Raw genomic sequence first — 25,503 nt, forward strand, 5'->3', positions numbered from 1 at the left:
GCCCTATCGGAGCCCGGCTATTTGATGTATTTCACATGACACTATAGCGCGAGACGATGGGGGTTTTCATGGCCTGGATCAAGGCGTGGCCGGCTTGCCGACAGGTGTCTCGTCGCGAGTGAGCATCGGCACGCGACGCTCGGTCCACCACATCCAGATGATGGAAACCAGCGTCACCCCGAAGCACAGCATCCAGACAGTAGTGGCCACACCGGTAAGGTCAACCAGGGCACCGAACATGATCGGCAGCAGAAAGCCGCCGAGGCCACCGGCCAGGCCGACGATACCGGACACCAACCCTAGGTTCTCGTGATAGTCGTTGGAGAGATACTTGAACACCGAGGCCTTGCCGATACCCCAGGAGATGCCCACCACGAACAGTGCGGCAGTGAACAACCAGATGGGGATGCCGAAACCGAACTCGACGACGCCCTTGCCGCCGGCGCCTGCGACGCGGTAGTGGGTCTCGGGGTAGGACATGATGAACAGTGCAATCAGGCTGGCCCACATGCAGGCCCAGGTGACAGTTTGGGCGCCGAAGCGGTCGGAGAGCCAGCCGCCGAAGGCACGGACCACTCCCGAGGGCAGCACGAAGACGGTAGCGATCAGCGCGGCCAGCTGGATGCCCATACCGTACTCGCCCATGTAATAACGGGTCAGCCACAGCGAGACGCCGACGTAACCACCGAACACCACCGAATAGTACTGGCAGTATTTCCATACCTTGGGATCGTTGAGCACCTTGAGCTGCTGGCGAAGCGATGCCTTGTTGGCGTTGCGGTGGGTGGGGTCGGTAAAGGTAAAGCACCAGAAGAGTGCAGCAGTTATCAACATGATCGCTGCATAGATGTTGGGCACGGCCTGCCAGCTCAGCAACACGATTACCGTGGGCGCAATGAACTTGGTGACGGCGGCCCCGGCGTTGCCGGCACCGAAGATGCCCATGGCCAGCCCCTGACGATCCTTCTCGAACCACTTGGCGGTGTAGGTGATGCCCACCGAGAACGTGCCGCCGGCCAGGCCGATGAAGCCACCGAGTACCAGCAGTTGCCAATACTGGGTAGCGAACTGTACCAACCAGATCGCCGGCACGACGAACACCAACACCATGAAGAAGACTGGCCGGCCGCCGAAGCGGTCGGTCATGGCGCCCAACGGCAACCGTGCAAGGGCACCGATCAGAATCGGCACAGAGGTCAGAATGCCGAACTGGGTACCGTTCAGATCGAGTTCCTCGGCGATGGGCACGCCGATTTCGCCGAACATGGTCCAGACCATGAAACACATGGTGAAGGCGAAGGTATTGGCGACCAGCACCGAGGTTTGCTTGAAGCGTTGCGAGGCCATCTTGGTCTCTCCTGGCGTCGAAAGAGGGTAGCGAGGCGCTCGCCCCGCCAGTGGCATCGCCTATCAAGGGTTTTTTACAGAAGCGCCGGGGCGAAGATAGAACCACCAGTTGACCCCCAGGCAGACCAGGTAAAAGGCGGCGAAACCATACATGGCCACTTCAGGCGTGCCGGCCTTGATCTGGTCGCCGATCATCACGGGGGCAATAAAGGAGCCGTAGCCCGCCACGGCGGCGGTCCAGCCGAGCACCGGTCCTTTCTTCTGGGCATCAAAGATGAAGCCGATGCTGCGGAAGGTAGAGCCGTTGCCGATGCCGCTGGCAGTGAAAAGCACGATGAACAACAGCATGAACAGCCAGAAATACGGGTTAGGATCGGTGGCGTTGTAGGCCAGCATCATCACGTAGCCGGCCGCCACCGAGCCGAACACCATGATGACGGTAATGATCTGGGTCACGAAGGAGCCGCCCAGCTTGTCGGAGATCCAGCCGCCGATGGGGCGGACCAACGCCCCCACGAAGGGGCCGATCCACGACCAGGTCAGGGCGCTCGGGGCGTCGGGGTTGGCGACACGCGTGATGGTGCCGTCGGCTGCCACCTCCATCATGTTGCCGAAGATGATGGTGATGGAGAGCGGCAGCGCGGCAGAGAAGCCGATAAAGGAGCCGAAGGTCAGGATATAGAGCAAGGTCATCGACCAGGTGTGCTTGTCCTTGAAGATCGTGAACTGCTTCTGGATGTTGGGTTTGATTTCCTCGCCGGGCAGCAGGCGCAGCATCACCAGCGTCACGACAATAGTGAGCGGAAGCGCCAGCCACATGTTGAGCCATTCGAGGGCGACCAGGCCGATGACGGTGGCGACGATACCTACGCCATAGAGGCCGAGGATCTTGCCGAATGCCTGAAGCGGGGTCCCAGGGTTGGGGGTGATGGTGCGCAGGTTGTTCATGCCGAACCAGCCGGCGAAGGCCAGCGGGATCAGCAACAGCATCCAGACGAAGCCGGCGTTCTGGATCCAGGTGTCGGTACCCGCGTCGATGCGGCCAATCAGGGTGCCACTGGCCTTTTGCAGCGCCATCGGCTCGCCGCCAAGCGCGCCGAACAGCCCCACGGTCATCACCAGTGGCACCAGGATCTGCATGGTGGTCACGCCGAAGTTGCCGAGGCCGGCGTTCATGCCCAGGGCGTAGCCCTGCTGGCTCTTGGGGTAAAAGCTCGAGATGTTGCTCATCGAACAGGCGAAGTTGCCACCGCCGATTCCCGAGAGCAGCGCCAGCGCCTGGAATACCCAGAAGGGTGTCTCGGGATTCATCAGCGCGATGCCGGTGCCCAGTGCCGGGATCATCAGCAGGGCAGTGGTCAGAAAGACGGTATTGCGCCCGCCGGCCAGCCGCAGCATGAAGGAAGCAGGGATGCGCAGGGTGGCGCCGGCCAGGCCTGCGGTAGCGGTCAGGGTGAACAGTTGGTCGGTGGTGAAGGGAAAGCCCAGGTTCTGCATCTGGGTGGTGATCATGCCCCACATCATCCACACGGCAAAGCCCAGCAACAGGCTGGGAATGGAAATCCAGAGGTTGCGGTTGGCCACCTGCTTGCCTTGGGTGTCCCAGAAGGCCGGGTCCTCGACATCCCAATGGACAATATCGGCATTTATGCCGGCGTTGATGTCACGTTCGACGATGGAAGTCGACTTGGCCATGGGGTTCCCTTTGCCTAGGATCGTTGCGCTTCGCGTGCGATTCGTGCCATGACACGAATCCGCACGCGAAGCCCTGGACGCAAGATACCGCTTGCGCCAGGGTCGGGGGAACGCTGCAAAAACACCATGGATTCAGGAGGCTACCTCGATATAGGTAGTCCCGGAAACGATTTATCTGCTTGATCATGAAGCGGTTTGTTCCGGCGATGGGCCATGAGAAGAGACGCCGGAACAACGCAGGGTTATTTGGAGGTATCCACACGGGATCGTTACATCGCTAGTTGGCCGAACGCTCGATATTCTCCTGAACGGCCCATACCGCGGCCTCGACCCGCGAGCGCAGGTTGAGCTTCTTCAGCAAGTGCTTGACGTGGACCTTGACGGTACCCTCGGTAATGTCGAGCTTGCGAGCGATCAGCTTGTTGGAGAGCCCGGCGGCCAGCTCGCGAAGGATCTCGCGCTCGCGCTGGGTCAGACTATGGATATCGGGTGCTGCGGGACGCGAGCGCTGGCTGCGCAGCGCCTCGGCCAGCAGGGCGGTAAGGCTCTCGCTGATCACCATGCGTCCCAGCGCCGCCTGCCTCAGCTGACGCACCATCTCGTCCGGGTCCATGTCCTTGAGCAGGTAGCCGTCGGCGCCGGATTGCAGGGCATTCACGACGTCCTCCTCGTGATCCGAGACCGTGAACATCACGACGCGCCCAGCGAAGCCGTTCTCGCGCAGCCGCTTGAGGGTCTCGATGCCGTTTACCTTCGGCATGTTGAGGTCGAGCAGGATCATGTCGGGGTCGAGTTCGGTGGCCAGGTGTATGCCTGTCTCGGGTTCGCCGGCTTCACCGACCAGCATGAGATCGTCTTCCAGCTCCAGCAACTGGCGAACCCCACGACGCATCAGTGGGTGGTCGTCGATGATCAGTATGCTGGCTGGCGTCTCGTGGGGTTCCATTATCACTGTTTCCCTGTTACCGAATTCATGGTGGAGATGCGCTCATGCGTTGGTTCAGCCGTCGTAGGGGCATCAGTACCCGACGGTCGGGAGATCAAGCGGGCCGTCAGAGGAGTAAAGGTGAGCTCGACCCGGGTACCGCCTTCGGCACGGTTATAAAGCGCAAACTTGCCTCCCAGGGTGTCGGCCCGTTCGCGCATGATCACCAGGCCGTAATGCATCGGGGGGGATGTGTCGTTTGACAGTCCGATGCCATCATCATCGATACCGACCCACATGCGCGCCTCGTGAAAGCGTACCGATACCTCCGCCCGGCTTGCCTGTGAATGCTTCTGCACGTTGGCGAGGGCCTCGCGGACCAGCTGCAAGACATGAATTTCCTCGTTGGGATTGAGCAGGTGGGGTGGCACGTCGAAATCCAGGTAAATCGGCGCCTGCATACGCTCGCTGAATTCATCTATGGTCTGGCGCAGCGCGCTCTGCAGGCCCGGGCCCTCGAGCTTGAGACGGAACGTGGTGAGCAGTTCACGAAGCTGACGATAGGCGCTGTTGAGCCCGGTACGCAGTTCATCGAATACTGCCGACTGGGTCTCGCGAGGCGAATTCTTCTCCTGCATGCGCTCCAGGCGCGCGACCTGCATCTTGAGGTATGAGAGCGACTGGGCCAGCGAATCGTGCAGCTCGCGGGCGATGATCGTGCGCTCGTTTATCAGCGTTACCTGCTGCTGCTCTTCGATTCGCCGTTGCAGATAGATCGCCGTGGCCAGCTGATCGGCCAGGATATTGAGGAGGCGACGAGTGCTCGCGGTCAGGGGCCTTTCACCCAGGTAACGGATCTCCAGGGTGCCGAGCATCTGCTCTCCCATGTTGACTGGCAACAGCAGGCAATCGGCGTCGTCATGCGCGCTCAGCAAGAGGGGCTCGGGGTCGAGCAGGCAGGCATGACACGCATGGTCACGGCAGTAGGTAGGCCGTGTTGGCGAGTGAGTGGCGAGGATAGGGACCGCACGGTCATCGAAGGGGTCGTTGAGCGACAGGCGAATGGGCCCCAGCGAGAGCAGTTCCTCGATGCGGCGCAGCATTGGCGCCGCGCTGGCGCAGAAGTCGTTACCGCCGCCATAGAGCGCCCGGCTGCCTTCATGCATCACTTGCATGGCCTGATTGCTGCGCTCCAGCTCGGCCTTCTTACTCGATATCCGGGCCTCCAGTTCGCTGTAGCTGGCGCTAAGCTCCTCGGCCATGGCGTCGAAGGAGCGCCCCAACCGGGCCAGTTCATCCTGCCCCTGGAAGCGGGTGCGATGGGCAAAGTTGCGATGAGCCACTTCGCGAGCCATCACCAGCAGCTGGCGAAGCGGGGCGGCCAGGTTATGGCGAATGTCATGCTGTGCGATAACCATCACCACCGCCGTGAATCCCAGGAAAAGCAACTGCAGGATGATGAGCAGATGAATATTGGCTTCGCTTTTCTGCTCCAGCACCGTCACCCACTGGTTGATTGCACCTGCCAGGTCGCCGATGGCCGCGTCCAGCCTCGCGGTACCGAGTGCCTCCCCCGCCACGGCGCCCTCGATAGCCTGCACCACTTGATCGTTCCACTGGCTCTCGATCTGGTGGTACTGCCTCGTCAGGTCATGTTCGGGGTCGTCGGGGATGACCGAGAGGAGAGAGGGTTGGGACAGGCGGTCGCGAAAGCTGGCGGTCAGCGCTGCCAGCCGTTCACGCCGTTCAGCGTCGGGCTGCTGGTGATAGCGCTGCAGTGCCGCGTCAATCTGATAGAGGTTCATGCGTAATGAACCGGCGACGTTGATGGCCGCAGCATCGCCACGGCTGTCGGTGGCGATGGTCATGGTGAACGCAATGCTCATCAGCGTCATGGCCATGACAGCCAACAGCGAGGCCACGATGCGAACGATCAGGGAGCGTTGCAGCAACTTCATCAGCGTAGCAGGCCTTCCACCATCAGAACGGGCTTGAAAAAGTGATCATGGTAACACTATTACCCTACCGGGTAAGGGCAGCTCCCTCCAAGGAGGTGCCGAGGCGCGACTCCCGACCTGACCCACTCATCGCCGCGGCCTATCCCCTTGGGGGTAGAGGCGATGTATATGGAGGTAACCAGGCAGTATTCAGCCGATCGATGACCCAGAATCGCCCCCAGGTATCCCGCTGATGGCAGCTTGCGTCTCTCGACTGTCGAGCGTCAGGCGGCGGACAAGGTGGCCCTGGGCGGTCACGCATCTTTTCAAGAGCCTGGAGAGCGACCATGAGTCACTTCATCGATCGGCTGAACTTCTTTCGCACATCCCGGCGTGAAGCCTTTGCCAACGAGCATGGTGAGTTGCGCTCGGAGTCGCGGGGCTGGGAGGACAGCTATCGCCAACGCTGGCAGCATGACAAGGTCGTGCGCTCGACCCACGGCGTGAACTGCACCGGCTCGTGCAGCTGGAAGATCTATGTCAAGAACGGCCTGGTCACCTGGGAGACCCAGCAGACCGACTACCCGCGCACCCGGCCGGACCTGCCCAACCACGAGCCGCGTGGCTGCCCGCGTGGCGCCAGCTATTCCTGGTATCTCTACAGCGCCAACCGCCTCAAGTACCCGTTGATTCGCAAGCCATTGCTCAAGCTGTGGCGCGAGGCGCTCGCGTTGCATCCCGACCCGGTGGAGGCCTGGGCCTATATTGTCGAGGACCCGGCCAAGAGCCAGCAGTACAAGCGTGCCCGCGGCATGGGCGGCTTCGTGCGCGGGGACTGGGACGAGCTCAATACCCTGATCGCCGCCTCCAACGTCTATACCGCCAAGCAGTATGGTCCCGACCGTATTCTCGGCTTCTCGCCGATTCCCGCCATGTCGATGGTCAGCTACGCCGCCGGTAGCCGCTACCTGTCATTGATCGGCGGCGTGTGCATGAGCTTCTACGACTTCTACTGCGATCTGCCGCCGGCTTCGCCGATGACCTGGGGCGAGCAGACCGATGTGCCCGAGTCCGCCGACTGGTACAACTCCGGCTACATCATCGCCTGGGGCTCCAACGTGCCCCAGACCCGCACCCCGGACGCGCACTTCTTCACCGAGGTGCGCTACAAGGGCACCAAGACGGTGTCGATCACGCCCGACTACGCCGAGGTGTCCAAGCTCACCGATGAGTGGCTATCGGCCAAGCAGGGCACCGATGCGGCGCTCGGCATGGCCATGGGGCACGTGATCCTCAAGGAATTCCACCTCGACAGGCCCAGCGCCTACTTTACCGACTACGTGCGCCGCTATACCGACATGCCGTTCCTGGTCGAGCTCGAGCCGCGCGAGGACGGCAGCTTCGCGCCGGGCCGCCAGCTGCGCGCCAGCGACTTCGACGCCAACCTGGGCGAGGGCAACAACCCCGAGTGGAAGACCGTCGCCTGGGACGAGACGCGCGATCAGCTGGTCGTGCCGCGCGGTTCGATCGGCTTTCGCTGGGGGGAGAAGAACGGCGAGAAGGGCGATGAGCAGGGCAAGTGGAACCTCGAGTCGCTGGACGCCGCCGGCGCCGAGATCAAGCCGTTGCTGTCGCTGGCCGAGCGCCACGACGAGGTCGCGCGGGTGGCGTTTCCCTACTTCGGCGGCATCGAGCACGAGCACTTTTCCAACGTGAAGGGCGAAGGCGTGGGCGCCGCCGATGACCTGCTGTTCCACAACCTGCCCGTCAAGCGCCTGAAGAAGGCCGATGGCAGCGACACATTGGTCGTGACCGTGTTCGACCTGATGTGCGCCAACTACGGCATCGACCGTGGCTTCACCGGGCCGGGCGAGGACGATGGAGCCACCACCTACGACCAGATCCGGCCTTATACCCCTGCCTGGCAGGAAAAAATCACCGGCGTGTCGGCCGAGCAGTGTACGCGCATCGCCCGCGAGTTCGCCGACAACGCCGACAAGACCCACGGTCGCTCCATGATCATCGTCGGTGCCGGTATGAACCACTGGTACCACATGGACATGAACTACCGCGGCCTGATCAATATGCTGGTGATGTGCGGCTGCATCGGCCAGAGCGGTGGCGGCTGGGCCCATTATGTCGGCCAGGAGAAACTGCGCCCGCAGACCGGCTGGCAGCCGCTGGCCTTCGGCCTGGACTGGACCCGCCCGCCACGGCACATGAACTCCACCTCCTTCTTCTACAATCACTCCAGCCAGTGGCGCTACGAGAAGCTCGAGATCAAGGAAATTCTCTCGCCGCTGGCCAACCCGGCCGACTACCCGGGGAGCCTGATCGACTTCAACGTGCGTGCCGAGCGCATGGGCTGGCTGCCCTCGGCGCCGCAGCTCTCGACCAACCCGCTGCGGGTGGCCGCGGCGGCCAAGGCCGCGGGCAAGTCCAGCGCCGATTACGTCGTGGAGCAGCTCAAGAGCGGCAAGCTCTCCTTCGCCGCGGAAGATCCGGACGACCCGCAGAACTTCCCGCGCAACATGTTCATCTGGCGCTCCAACCTGCTGGGCAGCTCCGGCAAGGGCCACGAGTACATGCTCAAGTACCTGCTGGGCACCCGTCACGGCATCCAGGGCAAGGACCTGGGCGAGATGGGCGGTCAGAAGCCGGAAGAGGTGAAGTGGCACGACACGGCGCCCGAGGGCAAGCTCGACCTGCTGGTGACGCTGGACTTTCGCATGTCGACCACCTGCCTGTACTCGGACGTCGTGCTGCCCACGGCGACCTGGTACGAGAAGGACGACCTCAACACCTCCGACATGCATCCGTTCATCCATCCGCTGACCGCGGCGACCGACCCGGCCTGGGAGTCGCGCAGCGACTGGGATATCTACAAGGGCATCGCCAAGGCGTTCTCGAGCGTGTGCGTGGGGCACCTGGGCGAGGAGACCGACCTGGTCACCCTGCCCATGCAGCACGACTCCCCCGGCGAGCTGGCTCAGCCCGACGTCAAGGACTGGAAGCTCGGCGAATGCGAGCCAATTCCCGGCAAGACCCTGCCGTCATTGATCGAGGTCAAGCGCGATTATCCGGCCACCTATGCACGCTTCACCTCGCTCGGCCCGGCGCTGGAAACGCTGGGCAACGGCGGCAAGGGGATCGGCTGGAACACCGACAAGGAGGTCGAGCTGCTGGGCAGGCTCAACCACCGCAAGCTCGACGGCCCGACCAAGGGGCGCCCGCGCATCGAATCGGCCATCGACGCCGCCGAAACCGTGTTGACCCTGGCGCCGGAGACCAACGGCCAGGTGGCGGTGAAGGCCTGGGGGGCGCTCTCCAAGATCACCGGACGCGACCACACCCACCTGGCGCACCCCAAGGAAGAGGAGAAGATTCGCTTTCGCGACATCGTCGCCCAGCCGCGCAAGATCATCTCCAGCCCGACCTGGTCCGGCCTCGAGGACGAGCACGTTTCCTATAACGCCGGCTACACCAACGTCCACGAACTGATTCCCTGGCGCACCGTCAGCGGCCGCCAGCAGTTCTACCAGGATCACGCCTGGATGCGCGCGTTCGGCGAGAGCCTGCTGGCCTACCGGCCGCCCATCAATACCAAGGCGGCCCAGGGTTTCACCCTGCCGACCGACAACGGCTACAAGACCAAGGCGCTGAACTTCATCACGCCCCACCAGAAATGGGGGATCCATTCCACCTACAGCGAAAACCTGCTGATGCTGACCCTGTCACGCGGGGGACCTATCGCCTGGCTGTCGGAAGACGATGCGCAGTCGATCGGCATCGAGGACAACGACTGGATCGAGCTCTACAACACCAACGGGGCGATCACCGCGCGTGCGGTGGTCAGCCAGCGGGTCAAGAACGGCATGGTGATGATGTATCACGCCCAGGAGCGCATCACCAATATTCCCGGTTCGGAGGTCACCGGCACGCGGGGCGGGTTCCATAACTCGGTCACCCGCATCTGCCCCAAGCCGACCCACATGATCGGTGGTTACGCGCAACTCTCTTACAGCTTCAACTACTACGGCACCGTCGGTTCCAACCGCGATGAATTCGTCGTCGTGCGCAAGATGAAGCACATCGACTGGTTGGATGGCGAAGGTAACGACACCGTGCAGGAGGCCGTCAAATGAAGATTCGTTCCCAGGTAGGCATGGTCCTCAACCTCGACAAGTGTATCGGCTGTCATACCTGCTCGGTGACCTGCAAGAACGTCTGGACCAGCCGGGAAGGCATGGAGTATGCCTGGTTCAATAATGTCGAGACCAAGCCGGGCATCGGCTACCCCAAGGAATGGGAGAACCAGAAGAAGTGGAAGGGGGGCTGGCTGCGCCGCCAGGACGGGCGTATCGAGCCGCGCATCGGCGGCAAGTGGCGAGTGCTGGCCAATATCTTCGCCAATCCCGACCTGCCGGAGATTGACGATTACTATGAGCCGTTCACCTTCGACTACCAGCATCTGCACACCGCCAAGCAGGGCGAGCATCAGCCCACCGCGCGGCCGCGCTCGCTGATCTCCGGCCAGCGCATGGACAAGATCGAATGGGGACCCAACTGGGAGGAGATTCTCGGCACCGAGTTCGCCAAGCGGCGCCAGGACACCAACTTCGAGCAGGTACAGGCCGACATCTACGGCCAGTTCGAGAACACCTTCATGATGTACCTGCCGCGCCTGTGCGAGCACTGCCTGAACCCGACCTGCGTGGCGGCGTGCCCGAGCGGCGCGATCTACAAGCGCGAGGAAGACGGCATCGTGCTGATCGACCAGGATCAGTGCCGCGGCTGGCGGATGTGCATCTCCGGCTGCCCCTACAAGAAGATCTATTACAACTGGAAGAGCGGCAAGTCCGAGAAGTGCATCTTCTGCTACCCGCGCATCGAGGTCGGCCAGCCGACCGTCTGCTCCGAAACCTGCGTGGGGCGTATTCGCTACCTCGGCGTATTGCTCTATGACGCCGACCGCATCGAGGAGGTCGCCACCTCCGTCGACGAGCGCGACCTCTATCACCGCCAGTGCGAGATCTTCCTCGACCCGCACGACCCCGAGGTCATTGCCCAGGCACGCCGGGACGGCATCGCCGACAACGTGATCAGTGCCGCCCAGGCCTCGCCGGTCTACAAGATGGCCATCGACTGGGGCCTGGCGCTGCCGCTGCACCCTGAATACCGCACGCTGCCGATGGTCTGGTACGTGCCGCCGCTGTCGCCGATCCAGTCCGCCGCGGAAGCGGGCAAGGTCGAATACGACGGGGTGCTGCCGAAGATCGAGTCGCTGCGCATCCCGGTCAGGTACCTGGCCAACATGCTCACCGCCGGCGAGGAGGCCCCCGTGGTGCTGGCCCTCAAGCGGCTGATGGCCATGCGGGTCTACATGCGCGGCAAGCATGTGGAGGGCAAGCCGAATGTCGAGGTGCTGGAAGACGTGGGGCTGACGGTGGCGCAGGTGGAAGACATGTATCGCTATCTGGCCATCGCCAACTACGAGGACCGCTTCGTGATTCCCACCAGTCACCGCGAGATGGCGACCGAAGCCTTCCCCGAGCGCGGCGGTTGCGGCTTCACCTTCGGCGACGGCTGCCATGGCGAGAGCAAGTCGAGCCTGTTCAACGGCCGCTCCCAGACCACCACCCTGGTCAAGCCGGTCGAGACCTTCGACCCCGGTGCGCAAGGTGAGACCCCGCGCAAGGAGCGGCGCGATGAAAGCACCGAGGAGGTTCGTCATGACTGAGGCAGCGCTGCAACAACCCGCCGCCGAGCCGGACATGCTGAGCCTGCGCGTGCTGGCCCGACTGCTCGACTACCCCTCCGCGGAGCTCCAGGTCGCCGCGCCGGAGATGATCGAGATCCTCAACGCCGAGCGCCGCTGGTCGGCGGCGCTGCGCACCCGGTTGATGGACTGGTGTCAGCGCCTGCTGGAGGCCGACCTGATGGAGCTGCAGGCCGAGTACGTGGCGCTGTTCGACAAGGGGCGCAGCACCTCGCTGCTGCTGTTCGAGCACGTCCATGGCGAGTCGCGCGCGCGCGGCCAGGCCATGGTCGACCTGATGGCCGAGTACGAGGCAGCGGGGTTTGAGCTCGACGCCCGGGAGCTGCCCGACTACCTGCCGCTGTTCCTGGAGTATCTGTCGACCTGCCGCGAGCAAGACATTGGCCGTTGGCTGGGCGAGATTCGCCATATCCTGGCCCTGCTCACCGCTCGCCTGGAGGAGCGCGACGCTGACCATGCCCTGGTGCCGTTGGCCCTGCTGGCGCTGATCGGCGCCGAGGCGGATGTCGACGCCCACCGCGAGACGGTGAAGGACGAGGCCCCCGACGACACGCCCGAGGCGCTGGACGCGGTCTGGGAGGAAGAAGCGGTGCGCTTTTCTGCCGAGTCGGACGAGGACTGTGCCCTGCAGTCCGCCGAGGGGCGTCGGCTTGCCGAGCGCAAGCGCTCGGTACCAAGCGACCCCGTCAAGATCATGCCCAGCAGCGGCCCGACCGACCGCTAAAGGAGAACCGTCATGTTTAGCGAATACCTGCAACACCTGATCTATGGCTACTACCCGTATCTGGCCGGCACGGTGTTCCTGGTCGGCAGCCTGCTGCGCTACGACCACGGCCAGTACACCTGGAAGACCGGCTCGAGCCAGATGCTCTCCTCGAAGAACATGCGCCTGGCGAGCAATCTCTTTCATATCGGCATCATCGTGATCTTCTTTGGCCACCTGTTCGGCATGCTGACGCCGCACTGGGTCTATGCGGCCTTCCTGCATGCCGGCACCAAACAGTTGCTGGCCATCGTGGTGGGCGGCATCGCCGGGGTCATGTGCCTGGTCGGCGGCGCCATGCTGGTGTATCGACGCCTGTCCAACCCGCGCGTCAAGGCCTCCTCGAGCAACATGGATACCTTGATCCTGGGCCTGATCGTCTTCCAGGCGGCGCTGGGCTTGATCACCGTCATCTTCTCGCTGGGCCACCTGGATGGCGAGATGATGCTGACCCTCTCCAGCTGGGCGCAGTCGATCGTGTTCTTCAGTGGCGGCGCGGCCGACTACATGGCCGAAGTCTCGTGGATCTACAAGCTGCACATCTTCATCGGGCTGACCATCATCCTGCTGTTTCCCTTCTCGCGCCTGGTGCATGTCTGGAGCGTGCCGTTCGGGTACATCGCCCGGCGCTATCAACTCGTCAGACGCCGCGCCTAAGGAGATCACCTCATGGAACGCATCGCGATCGAAACGCTCCCTGGCAGGGCCGGCCCACCTCCCATCCGGGTCGGCGGCGCCACCATCGAAGAAGACACCATTGCCCGCGAGATGCAGTACCACCCGGCGGACTCCGCCGGCACTGCTCAGCTCAAGGCGGCGCGCGCCCTGGTGGTGCGCGAGCTGCTGCGCCAGCGGGCCAGCGCCCTGGGCCTGGTGAAGGAGGGCGACAGCGACTTCGAAGAGTCTGATCACGCCATCGCCGCCCTGCTGGAACAGGAGCTGGACGTGCCCGAGCCCTCCGAGGCGCACTGTCGCCGCTTTCATGCCACGCATCCCGAGCGCTTCAGCGAACCCACCCGCCTGCGGGTGCGTCACGTCCTGCTGGCCTCGGCCCCGGACGATGCCCGGGCCCGCGATGCTGGCTATCGGCTGGGCGAGACGCTGGTCCGCGAGCTCCAGGCGTCGCCGGAGCGCTTCGACGAGTTTGCCCAGCGCCATTCCGCCTGCCCCTCGAAGGAACAGGGCGGGGATCTCGGCTGGCTGACGTCGGGCCAGACCGTGGGGGAGCTGGATCGCGCCCTGCAACACCTGCCCGAAGGTCTGCACGAGCGGCCCCTGGCCTCGCGTTATGGATGGCACGTAGTCAGCATTGACGAGCGCATCGAGGGTCGCGAGCTACCCTTCGAGCAGATCGTGGATCGCGTACGCCACAGCCTGCGCGAGCAGGCCACCCGCCGTGCCCTGCGCCATTACCTGCTGGCGCTGGAAGCCGAGATCGGCGTCGAGGGCATCGCCCTCGATGATGATGCCGCCGGCGCCCTGATGCAGTGAGACAAGGGCCGTGCCCGGCCCTCCCTTCCACGATTTTCTTTGCATGTCGCCGCTCGTCCCGCGGGCGGCGAGGAGGCCCCGATGGCTGATGTTCATGCCGATATTCCCTTCGCGCGCCGCGCTAACGCCGGGCCGGCCGTCTGCGACACTCCCGGTCTACTTGACCTATTCGACGCCCGCGAACTGTTGATGACGGCCGCGGTGCCGGTGATCGGCAGCGAAAGCGTCGTCCTGGATGATGCCGCCGGCCGGGTGCTGGCCGAGGGTACCCGGGCCGGCCTCGACCTGCCGGGCGTTGACAACAGCGCCATGGATGGCTATGCCCTGCGTCGCCGCGAGCTTGCCGAAGCCCCGTCTGGCCTGCCGGTGACACTGCGCGTGCCCGCCGGTGCGGGGGTGACGCACCTGCCGGAAGGGGGCTGCGCGCGTATTTTCACCGGCGCACCGGTGCCGCTGGGCGCCGACACGGTGGTCCCCCAGGAGCGCGTGCAGCTCGATGAACAGGGCCGCATCCGGGTGATGGGCGAGGTGAGTCACGGCGCCAATATCCGTCGCCGGGGTGAGGAAAGCCGTGCCGGGGATGAGTTGCTGGCTGCGGGTACACGGCTGGACGCCGCGGCCATCGCGCTGCTGGCAAGCCAAGGCATTGATGGCGTGAGGGTACGACGGCGAGTCCGCGTGGCGTTGATCAGCACCGGTGACGAGTTGATCGAGCCCGGCCAGGTTTGGGCGCCCGGGCAGGTCTACAACAGCAATGGAGTCATGCTGCGTATCCTGCTCGCCCAGCAGAGCTGCGAGATTCTCGATCTGGGGGTCACCGCCGACACCGTTGCTGACCTGGGTCAATGTTTTGCCCGGGCGCGCGACGAAGCCGATCTGGTAGTGTGTACGGGCGGGGTTTCGGTGGGTGAAGAGGACCACGTTCGGCCGGTACTGGAGCGCCTGGGGGGTATCAGTTTCCATGGTGTGGCGGTCAAGCCCGGCAAGCCCTTTACCTTCGGCTGGCTGGGACCAAGTGTCGAACGCGGCACGCCGCTGATCGGTCTACCCGGCAACCCGGTGGCCTCGCTGGTGGACTGGCAGCTGCTGGCGCTGCCCTTTCTGCAGGGGCGTCAGGGGCGCAACCCACGACCGCTGCAGCGCCTGCTGGTCACTGCCGGCTTCTCCCGGCCGGCCCCAAGAGGCCGTCGCGAGCTGCTGAGGGTGGTGCTGGACGGGTCCGAGGGTATAACAGCCGTCGCCCGCCTGGCCGGCGGCCAAGGGTCCCATATGCTCGGGGCGGCAAGCCAGGCCGACGGCTATCTGATCATCGATGCCGATACCCCTGTGGAGGAAGGCCATGTCTACGGATACTACCCCCGAGCTCAGTTCCTTGAATGAGCTGATGTTCCGGCCTCGACAGCGGCGCGAGCTGGTCCAGGGAGTGTCCTGGCTGGGCGAGCTCGAGGATGAAGAGTTGGAGCCCTTGCTTGAAGACACCGGCATTCGCACCCTCAAGACCCGTGAGTGGCTGTTTCGCCAGGATGCTCCCGCCAAGTGGCTCTATATCGTGGTCAGTGGGACGGTGCGCCTGGTGCGCAGTGCCGGCGACGGCCGGCTGGCGACCATCCGCTGCGTGGAGCGCGGCGGTACCCTGGGCGAGCTGAGCATGGTATCCAGCGCCGGGGTCTACCTCTACTCCGCCGAAGCCCTTCGTCCCACCCAGGTATTGACCATCCCTGCGGCGCGCTGCCGCGATATCCTGGATCGCCAGCCGGCCTGCCGGGCGGAGTTCATGAGTCGTCTGGCACTCGAGCTCACCGAGCGCCTGGAGGATTTGGCGCTACTCACTCAGGCCGATGCGATGTCGCGGCTGATCAGCTATATCCTGCACCAGCTACCTCCCGACCGGAGCGGAGAGCCGCGGGTAGTACGGCTGACCTTTCCCAAGCGCTGGCTGGCCGCCCAACTCGCCGTAACCCCCGAGACCCTCTCACGCCTGCTCGGCAAGCTGCGTGACAGCGGCGTTATCAGCATCGATCGCCAACGCTTGGTGGTACTCGATGAGCAGAAACTGCGTGACCTGATGGTCGTCGAGAATTGAAAAGATAAGATCCTACCTACCGAGAGATCCTATCTACCGCGAGATCCTGTACCGAGAAATCGCATCAATGCCCATGGAATCGCACCTAGCCGGTGCGATAGACGCATTTTCCGGCCACGAAGGTCTGTTGCGGCTGGAGATCATGGTCGAGCAGGGCGATATCGGCATCGAAACCGACGGCCAGGCGGCCCTTGTGGACGTGCAGCCCCAGCACGCGGGCGACATTGCCGGCAACCAGGCCGAGGGCCGACTCGAGCGGCAGGACGTTCTCGTGCACGAGGCGTTGCCAGTCGGCGATCAGCGCGGTATTGCGGGCCACCCGCATGCCCAGGTAGGCGCCATGGGCATCGAATTCGGGCAGGCTGCCGTTGCAGTCGGAGCTCATGGTGATGCGCTCGACCGGTACGCCGCGCTCGAGCAGGCGTGACACCGCATCGAAACCGCTCAACCCGTCGTCGCCGGCCTCGTCGAAGGCCGTGACGTCGATGCTGGCGTCGAACCTCAGCGCGTAATCGGCGGCTTCCTCGAGCAGGGCGCGATGGCGATTGACGTGGGTGGGGATCACCTGGTCGGCCGGAATCTCGGTGTCCTCGAGCAGCCGGCGCAGCGGTTCCAGCCCGCGCTTGCCGTCGCCGAGGTGGAAATGGCAGATGCCGCGCTTGTCGGCGAGCATGGCACCGACGCGCACGTCACTGACCACTCGGGCGATTTCCTCATGGCTGGGTTGGCTCGAGCGATGATCGGAGATCGCCAGCTCGCCCAGGCCGATGACCTCGGGTATCCAGGCCAGGTCGCGCTGCACGTCACCGGTGAGCGTCGGAGGAGGTACCCGATACGCGCCGGTATACATATACGCCGCGATGCCCTCGGCCCTGATCCCGCGCACCTTGGCCAGCAGGTCGGCCGGGGAGCGGCTGATGCTGTCGGTGCCCAGCACGCCGACCACGGTGCCGATGCCCATCGAGGCGATCTCGTGGGCGGCGATTTCCGGGCAGCGGGTGCCGCAGCCGCCTTCACCACCACCGCCGGTCACGTGGACGTGCTGGTCGATGAAGGCGGGCACAGCGGTGAGCTCGGGGGCATGAATGAACCTGACGGGCCAGCCGTCCGGTATCGCGAGGTCGCGACCCAGCGCCGCGATACGCCCGTCGGCGATCAGGATGTCGGTGGCGTCGAGCGCCTCGGGCGCGAATACGCGACCGACGCGCAGCAGGGTGATCAGCGGAGCATCTCGATCATGCAGAGGGTTCACGGGCGGTCACCTATCATCTCGGTAAGACAAACGAGGGGCGCGCGAGGGCCCGGGAAGCGGCTCAGATCGCATCCGCCATGACTGACGGAAAGCGTCGGCCCTTGAGGCGCTCGATGGCACCGCTGATATCGTCGATCAGCAGCACCAGCAGGTCGCCTTTGGTTGCCACATCGAAGGCCCTGTCGACCGCCTCGTGCTCGTCCATGACGATCTCGACCTGGCAGGCGCCGGTGACCGACTCGGCACCGTCGCGCAGCAGCCCGGCGGCCTCCCCGACCGGGCGCCCCCTGGGGTCGGTCTCGTAGATGAAGACTACGTCGTGCATCCTGGCGAGCAGGGCGCCGAGGTCGAAAAGATCCTCGTCGCGCCGGTTCCCCGGGGCGCTGGCCACGCTGATGCGGCGATTGGCCGGAATACGGCCGACCAGCTCGCTCAAGGCCTCGAGCGCCGGCACGTTGTGCCCGTAATCAATCAGCACCTTCATGCCGTCGGCTTCGATAAGGTTGGTGCGGCCGGGGTTCTGGCCTGGGGTGGGATGGAAGGTCTGCAGGCCCATCTGGATATCGCCGATCGACAGCCCCACGGCATAGGCGGCGGCGCTGGCGGCCAGAGCGTTGGCAACATTGAAGCGCGCATGGCCCTCGAAAGTGATCGGCACGTTCTCGACCGGAATCACCGCCGCCTCGATGTGGCCCTGGCGCATCACGATGCACTCGTTGTGCACCGTGAAGGCCACGCCGTGGTCGCGGACATGCTGGCGGATGGCCCGCGAATCGGGGTCCAGAGTAAAGAAGATGATATCGCCACGCGCCCATTCCTGGGCAGCCAGCACTCGCGGGTCATCGGCATTGAGCACGGCGGTACCCGTCTTGCAGACGGCATCAATCACCACGGTCTTGCAGCGCGCCAGCTCATCAAGCGTGTGGATGTCATGCTCGCCGAGGTGATCGCTGGCGATATTGAGCAGCACCCCCACGTCACATTCATCGAAACCCAGGCCACGACGCATGATGCCGCCGCGCGCGACCTCTAGCACGGCGGTCTCGACCGTGGGTTCACGCAGCACGATATTCGCCGCCTGGGGACCGCTGTAGTCGCCGCGCATGATGACGTGGTTGTCGATCTCGATCGAGCCGGTACAGGCCATGCCGACATTGCGTCCCGCCTGGCGCAGCAGATGCGAGAGCAGGCGCACCGTGGTGGTCTTGCCGTTGGTGCCGGTCACCGCAATGATCGGAATGCGCGCGTTGGTCTCGCTGTCGGGAAACAGCATGTCGACCACGTGGGGGCCGATATCGCGGCCCTTGCCGTGCGTCGGCGATAGATGCATGCGAAAACCGGGGCCGGCATTCACCTCGACCACTGCGGCGGATTGATCCTCGAGCGGTTCGGTCAAGGTTTCGGCCAGCAGGTCGATGCCGATGATGTCGAGTCCGATCAGCCGCGCAATGCGCTCTGCCACGTACTTGACCTCCGGATGCACGTCCTCGGTTATATCGGTTGCCGTGCCACCGGTGCTCAGGTTGGCGGTAGGCTTGAGCAATACCACTGCGTCGTGGGGAACCACGCTGTCCAGTGTCAGATGCTGCTGCTCGATCAGGCGCAGCGACTGCTCGTCGATCTGGATCCGGGTCAGCAGGTTTTCGTGGCCGATCCCGCGTCGCGGGTCCTGGTTTTCCCTGTCGATCAAGGCCTGCAGGGTGGCCACCCCGTCGCCGATGACATGCGCCGGGCGACGTCTGGCAGCTGCCACCAGCTTGCCGTCGATGACCAGCAGACGATGATCCTCACCCTTGATGTAGTTCTCGACGATCACCGAGGGGTTGCGGTGGGCGGCGATGGCGAAGGCCTCGCGCAGTGCCTGGTCGTCGAGGATATTGGTGCTGACGCCACGGCCGTGATTGCCGATCACCGGTTTGACGGCGACCGGGTAGCCAATCTCGTTGGCGGCGTCGAGAGCTTCTTCCAGAGAGGCGCAGGCCCAGCCGCGGGGCACCGGAATGCCCGCGTCACCGAGGACCTGTCGGGTCCAGTCCTTGTCGTCGGCGATGCTGTAGCCGATCAGATCGGTATGGCCGGTGACGGTGGCCTGGATGCGCTGCTGGCGATGACCGTGGCCAAGCTGGACGTAACTGCTGTCCTCGGTCAGGCGGATGTGAGGAATGCCGCGGCGCTCGGCGGCGTTGACGATCGAGGCCGTGGAGGGGCCCAGCATGTGGTCGTCGCGTACCGTCTTGAGGCGGCTGATGATCGCCGGCATGTCGATGTCGCCGCCACGAAACAGCCGGTCGACAATCTCTACTGCCTCGACACCGGCCGCGAGGCCACAAGCCTCGTCGCGGTAGCGATAGATGACGTTGTAGATGCCGGTCTCGTAGCTGTCGATGGTCTTGCCGTAGCCCACCGAGAATCCGATCAGGTTCTGCAGCTCGATCGCCACATGCTCGACGACGTGTCCGGCCCAGGTACCGCGCTCCATGCGCTCCAGAAAGCCGCCGGGACGGCCGACCGAACAGCGGTGCTCCTGAATGCTCGGCAGCAGTTCGGTAAGGCGCGCCACGATGCCGGGCACGGTATCACTGGGCCTCTCCTCGAGCTCGCCGATGTCCAGGCGCATGAAGATCGACAGGTAGCGACTATAGTAATTCGGACCGCGCAGCGCGCGATGCTCGAGGATCTGCATGATCAATTCTCCAGTAGGGCCTTGAGCTCGCTCGGGGTGAGATAGCGTCGTGCTTCGACATCGAAACCGTGACCGCTGACCATGGCATGCAGGATCATGTTCTCGACGGCCACCGCTTCGCCCATCCGTAGGTCAGCGATATTGGAGCTCGCCAGGTCCCGACTGTCGATGAGGATCACATGTCCTGGACCAATGGCTTCAAGAATCTGTTCCTGATGGATGATCACGGCGGCATCTTCACCGAGGCCGACGCCGAGGTGCTCCGGGTTGGTCGCGCCGACTTCCATCAGGCGCGTGAACCGGCCGCGTTCGAGGAAATGACTGTCGATGATCAAGCCCTCGACGAGTCCGAGCCCGAAGGTCATGTTGACTGCGCCCTTACGCAACGCGTCGGTTGCCGCCCCATTGTAGATCATGGTGCCCGGCATGGCCGCCGCGCCGGCGCTGGTACCTGCGACCACGGCCCCTGACAGCCAGCGTTCACGGATCGCGGTCAACACCGTCGAGCCACCGAACACATTGGTCAAGCGTAGCTGGTCGCCGCCGGTGAAGAAAATCACCCCACTCTGATCGATCAGCTCGACATTGTCGGGGTCGGACGCCTGGCGGCGATCCTGTATGTCGAGCTTGTGGATGCGGCTTGCCCCCAGGCGCTCGAAAGCTGCCTCGTAGGCGGGGAGAACCTGGTCGGGTATGCTGCTGGCCGTGGCGATCACGGCAACGTCGGTATTGCCCTCGGGGGCCAGCTCGAAAACCCGCTTGAGAATTTCAAGCTGGGACGTCTTGTCTTCGGCACCCCCGATGGCCACGATATGGCCATGGCGGGCGGAGAGTTCAGAGGTCATCATCCTTTCGTCGCCCAGCGACGCTTTTAGAGGAAATGCCGAAGCGATCTCCGTGCAGGTAAGGTCGGTAAAAGACAGGAATCTCATGCCCGTCTCACCATATATAACAGCCACGCGATGTTATGGCACCCCCTGGCTGAACGGCACGGCATGCTAGACGCCTTCTCGCCACTGTCGGGCAGCATCAATGGCCTGCTGGTGGCGCTTTCAGCGCTGACCTCGGCGCTCTCCGCCGCGGTCGGTATCGGCGGAGGCTCGCTGCTGATCATGGTGATGGCTCAGGTAATGCCGGCCACTGCGCTCATTCCGGTGCATGGCATGGTGCAGCTCGGCTCCAATGGTGGCCGTGCCGTGATGACCTGGCGGCATATTGACCGTGGCTTGTTGGCGGCCTTCCTGCCGGGCGTGGTATTGGGCGCATTGGCGGCGGCCTGGCTGCTGGTACGGCTGCCGTCCGGGGTGCTGGAGCTATGCATTGCCGCCTTCGTGATGTTCTCGTGCTGGGGCCCGGGTTGGCCTCGAGGCTGGCTGAGGCGCGGCGGCACGTTTCTGGCCGGCGCGTTGACGACCCTGCTCTCCAGCCTGGTGGGGGCGAGCGGGCCGCTGGTGGCCGCGGTGATCAAGCAGCACTTCAGCGAGCGCCTGCCACGGGTGGCGACCTTCGCCGCCTGCATGACGGCCCAGCACCTCACCAAGGCGTTCGTGTTTGGCGTGGCCGGTTTCGTGTTCCGCGAGTGGTTGGGGCTGATGCTGGCCATGGTAGCGGCGGGTCTTGTCGGTACCTGGCTGGGGCTGCGTCTGCTCCATCGGTTGTCGGAGCATCGCTTTGATGTCCTGTTCAAGTGGGCATTGACCCTACTTGCCCTGCGCTTGACCTGGCTGGGAATACAGAGGCTGTTGGCAGCCTGAGGGCTAGCGTTAGCGTGGCCTTATACTATTGAATCTGGCAAATTGGACGCAAACTGCCGAAATACGCAAGGAAAGCCTCGCTTCTCCCTGTACAGTCGGCGAAGAGGGTTCATACTATTCGAGCGTATGTGCCGAATGTACGGTACAGCAGGGGATTCGAGGGAACACCGATGGTGACCGCAACTAAAATGATAATACGGCGCCATGGCATGACAGGGCTTATGCTGCTGTTCAGCCTGGCTTTGCTCACAACCACTCAAGCTCAGGCGGGCAATCCTCGTTATGCCGGTATCGTCATCGATGCTGATAGCCAGGAGATCCTCTACGCCGAGAATGCCGACAAGCTGCGCTATCCGGCCTCGCTCACCAAGATGATGACGCTCTACCTGATGTTCGAGGCCCTGGAAGAGCGTAGGGTGAGCCTGACCCAGCCGCTCCCCGTCTCATCGGCCGCTGCGGCCATGCCGGCCACCAAGCTGTGGCTCAAGCCGGGGGACAGCATCTCGGTGGAGAAGGCCATCGAGGTGCTGGTGGTACGCTCGGCCAACGACGTGGCCGTGGTGGTGGCCGAGGCGCTGGGTGGCAACCATGCCAATTTCGCGCGGATGATGACCGACAAGGCGCGCGAGCTCGGAATGCAGAACACTGTCTTCCGCAATGCTTCGGGGCTGCCCGATGCCGGCCAGGTCACCACGGCGCGCGACATGGTTGTCCTCTCGCGGCGGCTGATGCAGGACTTTCCCCAGTATTATCCCTACTTTTCTCACCAGTCGTTCACCTGGCGCGGCAAGACCCACACCGGCCACAACCGGCTGCTGAAGACCTACCCCGGGGCCGATGGTCTCAAGACGGGATTTATCCGTGCCTCGGGTTTCAACGTAGCCACCTCGGCGGTACGTGACGGACGACGCCTGCTTACCGTGGTGATGGGCGGCTTCACCGCGGCCTCCCGCGACGAACACACCGCCGATCTGCTCAATCGCAGCTTCGTGCGTGCCTCGCTCGCCGATGGCAATGGCTGGCTGGCCAGTGCCGATATTTCCGGAGGTCGGCTCTCCGGAGGCCGGCTGATGCCGGGCGCAACGCCCACGCCCGCTACACCGTCCGCCCAGGAGGGCCAGCTGGCCGGCAACAGGGCGGTCGAGAGTGACCGTCTGCGTGAGGTATCCAGTGCCTTCCCGCCCGCGCCGGTGGAGGCGCCGGTCTCGACTCCCGCCGCGTCGTCGTTCAGGGCTGAGTCCGCAATCGACGGCGATGCGCCGGGCTCCGTCTTCGCCTCCTTGCCTCTGGACCAAGGATCGGCCGATGACCCCATTCGCCAGCTGATGGCCTCCACCGGCAATGCCGAGGGTAGCGGCAGCCAGCGAGGTGAATGGGGAGTGCAGGTCGGTGCCTTCAGCGATGCCAACCATGCACGCAGCCTGGCCTCCCGCGCCGCCGACAGGTTGGCCAGCCAACTGGCCAATGCACGGGTCGCTGTGGCTAACGCCGCCGATGGCGGGATCTACCGCGCACGCGTGGTGGATCTCAACGAGAGCCAGGCACACGATGCTTGTCGCAGTCTGGTGCGCGAGGGCATGGACTGCATGGTGGTACAGGCAAGTCTGTAAGGCTTGCCGACGGCGCCCTTACCGCTTAGCGTAGCCTCGACGATCCACCCCGCCGGCCAACAGGCCGGCGGGGTGGCGTTTTGGGGTTCAGAACGGGAGCGCGCGCAGCATGACATCATCGTTCAAGGGCATTGGGTACATGTGCATGGGCGTGCTCTGCCTGGCCATTGGCGATGCCATCGCCAAGTGGCTCGGCGAGGTGCACTCGCCGCTGCAGATCATCTTCTTCCGTACCCTGGTGTCGCTGCCGATGATTGCGGTGCTGGCCTATTTCGGCGGCGGCCTGCGCAAGTTGCGTACCCGCCGTCCCGGGATCCATCTGCTGCGTGGGCTGATCTATACCGGCACCATGTTCTGCTTCGTGCTGGGCCTGACGCTGCTGCCGCTGGCCGAGGCCACTGCCATCGCCTTTGTGGCACCGCTGTTCGTTACCTTGCTCTCTGTGCCTCTGTTGGGCGAGCGCATCGAGGGACCGGTATTGGCGGCGTCGCTGGTGGGCTTCGTCGGGGTGCTGATCGTCGTGCGTCCCGGCGGTGATGCCTTCGACCCTGGCGCCCTGGCATTGATCGGGGCAGCGGTCTTCTATGCGCTGATGATGATCACGGCACGGCGCTGGGGTGGCACCGAGCACCTTTGGGCCATGGTCTTCTACATGACCCTGGTGCCCTTCGTCCTCACTGCCCTGGCGCTGCCCTGGGTGTGGCAGACGCCCCATCCCTGGCACTGGCTGGCCTTTGCAGGATCGGGGCTCTTCGGCGTGGGCGCTACAGCCTTTATCACCATGGCGTTCCGTCATGCCCCGGCGGCTATCGCCGCCCCCTTCGACTACACCGCCATGTTGTGGGCAGTACTGATGGGCTGGTGGTTCTGGGGCGAGATGCCGGACGTCTGGGTGTTCGTCGGTAGCGCTCTGATCATCGGCAGCGGCCTGGCGATCGCCTACCACGAACGACGCACCACCCTGAAGCGCCGGCCTACTGCCTGACGAAGGCCCTCGCGGCCGCCTCGGGGTCCGGTTGTCCACAGATCGCCGAGATCACGGCCGCTCCCTGGGCACCGGCCGCACGCACCGCAGCGGCGTGTTCTGCCTTGAGACCGCCGATGGCCACGGCCGGCAGGGGGCTGGCGGCGGCCAGCGTGGCGAGGCCCTCGAACCCGATGGGCTGGGCATGATCACCCTTGCTGGAGGTGGCGAATACTGGGCCCAGACCCAGATAGTCGAGTCGGCTGGAGTCGACGCGCGCCAGCTGTTCCTGGGTCTGTACCGATAGCCCGAGTATAGCGTCCGGCCCCAGGGCCTGGCGTGCCTCGAGCACATCGCCGTCGTCCTGGCCGATGTGCAGGCCGTCGGCACCCACCGCCAGGGCCACCTCCAGGCGGTCGTTGATGATCAGTGGCACGCCCGTGCCGGCCAGCGCGGTCTTGAGGCGACGCGCCTGCGCGACCAACTCGGGCTCGCTGGCGTACTTGTCGCGTAGCTGCACGACGGTGACACCGCCACGAACAGCGGCGACCACCGTTTCCAACAGGCCATGCTCAGCGCACAGGCTGGGGTCGGTGATCAGGTACAGGGAAAGGTCCAGGCGCATCGTGATCTCCAGAGGCGGGTTAGGGGCATGTGGCTCGCAAGATCAGGGCGCGGGTGCGGCGGCGCCGAGGAAACGCTCCTGCCAATAGTCCAGGGCCACCGAGGTGGTGGTGACGTGACGTCCGCGGCCGGGGGCATGGATCATCTGGCCGCCGCCCAGATAGATGCCGACATGGCTAGCCTTGCCGCCACGGGCGGTATCGAAGAACAGCAGGTCACCTGGTCTTGCGGCATCGACCCGCGGCAGGGTGGCGAACTGCTGATGTGAGGTGCGCGGCACGGAAATGCCGGCGCGCGAGTAGCTCAGCTGCACCAGCCCGGAACAATCCAGCCCGCTCTCGCTGGCACCGCCGAAACGGTACGGCGTGCCGAGGGTGCGTTTCGCCTCGGCAAGGATCAGGGCACGGTCGAGGGAAAGCTCACCCGCGTCGTCACGGGTGGTGAGTTCGCGTCCGGCACAGCCGGCGAGCAGCAGGATGCCCAAAGATAACGCTAGCAGGCGTGTAACCGGCCAAAGGAAGCCTCCGGCCGGAGGTCGTTCACGATACGCAGCGACAAGGCAGTCGGGCATGACCAGATGGCTCAATCACGAGGGG

At 64.3% G+C, this 25,503-nt stretch carries 19 protein-coding genes; 10 read left to right on the forward strand and 9 right to left on the reverse strand.

Annotated features, from left to right (window positions below):
* Positions 1–78: 78 nt before the first annotated feature.
* The 4 genes from BM341_RS06095 to BM341_RS06110 all read right to left on the reverse strand — a co-directional run bounded on the left by BM341_RS06095 (position 79) and on the right by BM341_RS06110 (position 5,925).
* Positions 79–1,347 carry an MFS transporter gene (locus BM341_RS06095; RefSeq protein WP_089793953.1) on the reverse strand — a complete coding sequence of 423 codons (1,269 nt, stop codon included), beginning with the start codon at positions 1,345–1,347 and terminating at the stop codon, positions 79–81.
* Positions 1,348–1,410: 63 nt separating this feature from the next.
* Positions 1,411–3,042 (reverse strand): MFS transporter, encoded by a 1,632-nt coding sequence (locus BM341_RS06100; protein WP_089793955.1) that lies wholly within the window; start codon positions 3,040–3,042, stop codon positions 1,411–1,413.
* Between the two features lie 277 nt (positions 3,043–3,319).
* Entirely contained in the window at positions 3,320–3,988 is a 669-nt protein-coding gene (narL, locus tag BM341_RS06105; protein ID WP_089793957.1) for a two-component system response regulator NarL, read from the reverse strand.
* Positions 3,989–3,990: 2 nt separating this feature from the next.
* A complete protein-coding gene (locus BM341_RS06110; protein ID WP_089793959.1) occupies positions 3,991–5,925 on the reverse strand; it encodes a histidine kinase in 1,935 nt (644 codons plus the stop codon).
* A gap of 326 nt (positions 5,926–6,251) precedes the next feature.
* Here BM341_RS06110 and BM341_RS06115 point away from each other — a divergent pair, with 326 nt between their 5' ends.
* From BM341_RS06115 to BM341_RS06145, 7 genes are all read left to right on the forward strand, one after another.
* On the forward strand, positions 6,252–10,049 hold the full coding sequence (locus BM341_RS06115) for a nitrate reductase subunit alpha (protein WP_089793961.1): 3,798 nt from the start codon (positions 6,252–6,254) through the stop codon (positions 10,047–10,049).
* On the forward strand, positions 10,046–11,644 hold the full coding sequence (narH, locus tag BM341_RS06120; protein ID WP_089793963.1) for a nitrate reductase subunit beta: 1,599 nt from the start codon (positions 10,046–10,048) through the stop codon (positions 11,642–11,644). The genes BM341_RS06115 and narH overlap by 4 nt, the downstream gene beginning before the upstream one ends.
* Positions 11,637–12,407 carry a nitrate reductase molybdenum cofactor assembly chaperone gene (narJ, locus tag BM341_RS06125; protein WP_089793965.1) on the forward strand — a complete coding sequence of 257 codons (771 nt, stop codon included), beginning with the start codon at positions 11,637–11,639 and terminating at the stop codon, positions 12,405–12,407. The genes narH and narJ overlap by 8 nt, the downstream gene beginning before the upstream one ends.
* Positions 12,408–12,419: 12 nt before the next feature.
* Positions 12,420–13,103: a respiratory nitrate reductase subunit gamma gene (narI, locus tag BM341_RS06130; protein ID WP_089793967.1), complete on the forward strand. Its 684-nt coding sequence runs from the start codon at positions 12,420–12,422 to the stop codon at positions 13,101–13,103.
* A 12-nt stretch (positions 13,104–13,115) separates the two neighbouring features.
* Positions 13,116–13,937, forward strand: coding sequence for a peptidylprolyl isomerase (locus tag BM341_RS06135; protein ID WP_089793969.1), 822 nt, complete (start codon positions 13,116–13,118; stop codon positions 13,935–13,937).
* Positions 13,938–14,018: 81 nt separating this feature from the next.
* Positions 14,019–15,317: a molybdopterin molybdotransferase MoeA gene (locus BM341_RS06140; RefSeq protein ID WP_089793970.1), complete on the forward strand. Its 1,299-nt coding sequence runs from the start codon at positions 14,019–14,021 to the stop codon at positions 15,315–15,317.
* Positions 15,277–16,020: a Crp/Fnr family transcriptional regulator gene (locus BM341_RS06145; protein ID WP_089793972.1), complete on the forward strand. Its 744-nt coding sequence runs from the start codon at positions 15,277–15,279 to the stop codon at positions 16,018–16,020. Before BM341_RS06140 ends, BM341_RS06145 begins: the two co-directional genes overlap by 41 nt.
* Positions 16,021–16,105: 85 nt before the next feature.
* On the opposite strand, the gene iadA is transcribed toward BM341_RS06145, so the two are convergent.
* From iadA to BM341_RS06160, 3 genes are all read right to left on the reverse strand, one after another.
* Positions 16,106–17,272 (reverse strand): beta-aspartyl-peptidase, encoded by a 1,167-nt coding sequence (iadA, locus tag BM341_RS06150; protein WP_089793974.1) that lies wholly within the window; start codon positions 17,270–17,272, stop codon positions 16,106–16,108.
* Positions 17,273–17,333: 61 nt separating this feature from the next.
* Complete coding sequence (gene cphA / locus BM341_RS06155) at positions 17,334–19,955, reverse strand: cyanophycin synthetase (protein WP_089793976.1); 2,622 nt, start codon at positions 19,953–19,955, stop codon at positions 17,334–17,336.
* A 2-nt stretch (positions 19,956–19,957) separates the two neighbouring features.
* Complete coding sequence (locus tag BM341_RS06160; protein ID WP_245784184.1) at positions 19,958–20,803, reverse strand: cyanophycinase; 846 nt, start codon at positions 20,801–20,803, stop codon at positions 19,958–19,960.
* A gap of 147 nt (positions 20,804–20,950) precedes the next feature.
* Here BM341_RS06160 and BM341_RS06165 point away from each other — a divergent pair, with 147 nt between their 5' ends.
* The 3 genes from BM341_RS06165 to BM341_RS06175 all read left to right on the forward strand — a co-directional run bounded on the left by BM341_RS06165 (position 20,951) and on the right by BM341_RS06175 (position 24,304).
* Entirely contained in the window at positions 20,951–21,709 is a 759-nt protein-coding gene (locus tag BM341_RS06165) for a sulfite exporter TauE/SafE family protein (RefSeq protein ID WP_089793980.1), read from the forward strand.
* A gap of 209 nt (positions 21,710–21,918) precedes the next feature.
* Positions 21,919–23,319, forward strand: a complete 1,401-nt coding sequence (locus BM341_RS06170; RefSeq protein ID WP_089793982.1) for a serine hydrolase — start codon at positions 21,919–21,921, stop codon at positions 23,317–23,319.
* Positions 23,320–23,428: 109 nt separating this feature from the next.
* The gene (locus BM341_RS06175) at positions 23,429–24,304 is read left to right on the forward strand and encodes a DMT family transporter (protein ID WP_089793984.1); all 876 of its coding nucleotides are present in this window, start codon (positions 23,429–23,431) and stop codon (positions 24,302–24,304) included.
* Here BM341_RS06175 and thiE read toward each other — a convergent pair.
* Positions 24,294–24,908, reverse strand: a complete 615-nt coding sequence (gene thiE, locus BM341_RS06180) for a thiamine phosphate synthase (protein WP_089793986.1) — start codon at positions 24,906–24,908, stop codon at positions 24,294–24,296. The two genes, BM341_RS06175 and thiE, sit on opposite strands and share 11 nt — an antisense overlap.
* A gap of 42 nt (positions 24,909–24,950) precedes the next feature.
* Positions 24,951–25,478, reverse strand: coding sequence for a C40 family peptidase (locus tag BM341_RS06185; protein WP_089793987.1), 528 nt, complete (start codon positions 25,476–25,478; stop codon positions 24,951–24,953).
* Positions 25,479–25,503: the final 25 nt, after the last annotated feature.

It is taken from the genome of Halomonas korlensis (genome assembly GCF_900116705.1).
GTDB classification, from domain to species: Bacteria; Pseudomonadota; Gammaproteobacteria; order Pseudomonadales; family Halomonadaceae; genus Halomonas; species Halomonas korlensis.

What these genes read in the sequence shown, in the direction of transcription:
- BM341_RS06145 (WP_089793972.1), top strand. Translation starts at nt 15,277, where the DNA reads ATGTCTACGGATACTACCCCCGAGCTCAGTTCCTTGAATGAGCTGATG.
- BM341_RS06135 (WP_089793969.1), top strand. Translation starts at nt 13,116, where the DNA reads ATGGAACGCATCGCGATCGAAACGCTCCCTGGCAGGGCCGGCCCACCT.
- narL (WP_089793957.1), bottom strand. Translation starts at nt 3,988, where the DNA reads ATGGAACCCCACGAGACGCCAGCCAGCATACTGATCATCGACGACCAC.
- BM341_RS06165 (WP_089793980.1), top strand. Translation starts at nt 20,951, where the DNA reads ATGCTAGACGCCTTCTCGCCACTGTCGGGCAGCATCAATGGCCTGCTG.
- narJ (WP_089793965.1), top strand. Translation starts at nt 11,637, where the DNA reads ATGACTGAGGCAGCGCTGCAACAACCCGCCGCCGAGCCGGACATGCTG.
- BM341_RS06115 (WP_089793961.1), top strand. Translation starts at nt 6,252, where the DNA reads ATGAGTCACTTCATCGATCGGCTGAACTTCTTTCGCACATCCCGGCGT.
- narH (WP_089793963.1), top strand. Translation starts at nt 10,046, where the DNA reads ATGAAGATTCGTTCCCAGGTAGGCATGGTCCTCAACCTCGACAAGTGT.
- narI (WP_089793967.1), top strand. Translation starts at nt 12,420, where the DNA reads ATGTTTAGCGAATACCTGCAACACCTGATCTATGGCTACTACCCGTAT.
- BM341_RS06095 (WP_089793953.1), bottom strand. Translation starts at nt 1,347, where the DNA reads ATGGCCTCGCAACGCTTCAAGCAAACCTCGGTGCTGGTCGCCAATACC.
- BM341_RS06100 (WP_089793955.1), bottom strand. Translation starts at nt 3,042, where the DNA reads ATGGCCAAGTCGACTTCCATCGTCGAACGTGACATCAACGCCGGCATA.
- BM341_RS06160 (WP_245784184.1), bottom strand. Translation starts at nt 20,803, where the DNA reads ATGATGACCTCTGAACTCTCCGCCCGCCATGGCCATATCGTGGCCATC.
- thiE (WP_089793986.1), bottom strand. Translation starts at nt 24,908, where the DNA reads ATGCGCCTGGACCTTTCCCTGTACCTGATCACCGACCCCAGCCTGTGC.
- cphA (WP_089793976.1), bottom strand. Translation starts at nt 19,955, where the DNA reads ATGCAGATCCTCGAGCATCGCGCGCTGCGCGGTCCGAATTACTATAGT.
- BM341_RS06140 (WP_089793970.1), top strand. Translation starts at nt 14,019, where the DNA reads ATGGCTGATGTTCATGCCGATATTCCCTTCGCGCGCCGCGCTAACGCC.
- BM341_RS06175 (WP_089793984.1), top strand. Translation starts at nt 23,429, where the DNA reads ATGACATCATCGTTCAAGGGCATTGGGTACATGTGCATGGGCGTGCTC.
- BM341_RS06110 (WP_089793959.1), bottom strand. Translation starts at nt 5,925, where the DNA reads ATGAAGTTGCTGCAACGCTCCCTGATCGTTCGCATCGTGGCCTCGCTG.
- BM341_RS06185 (WP_089793987.1), bottom strand. Translation starts at nt 25,478, where the DNA reads ATGCCCGACTGCCTTGTCGCTGCGTATCGTGAACGACCTCCGGCCGGA.
- BM341_RS06170 (WP_089793982.1), top strand. Translation starts at nt 21,919, where the DNA reads ATGACAGGGCTTATGCTGCTGTTCAGCCTGGCTTTGCTCACAACCACT.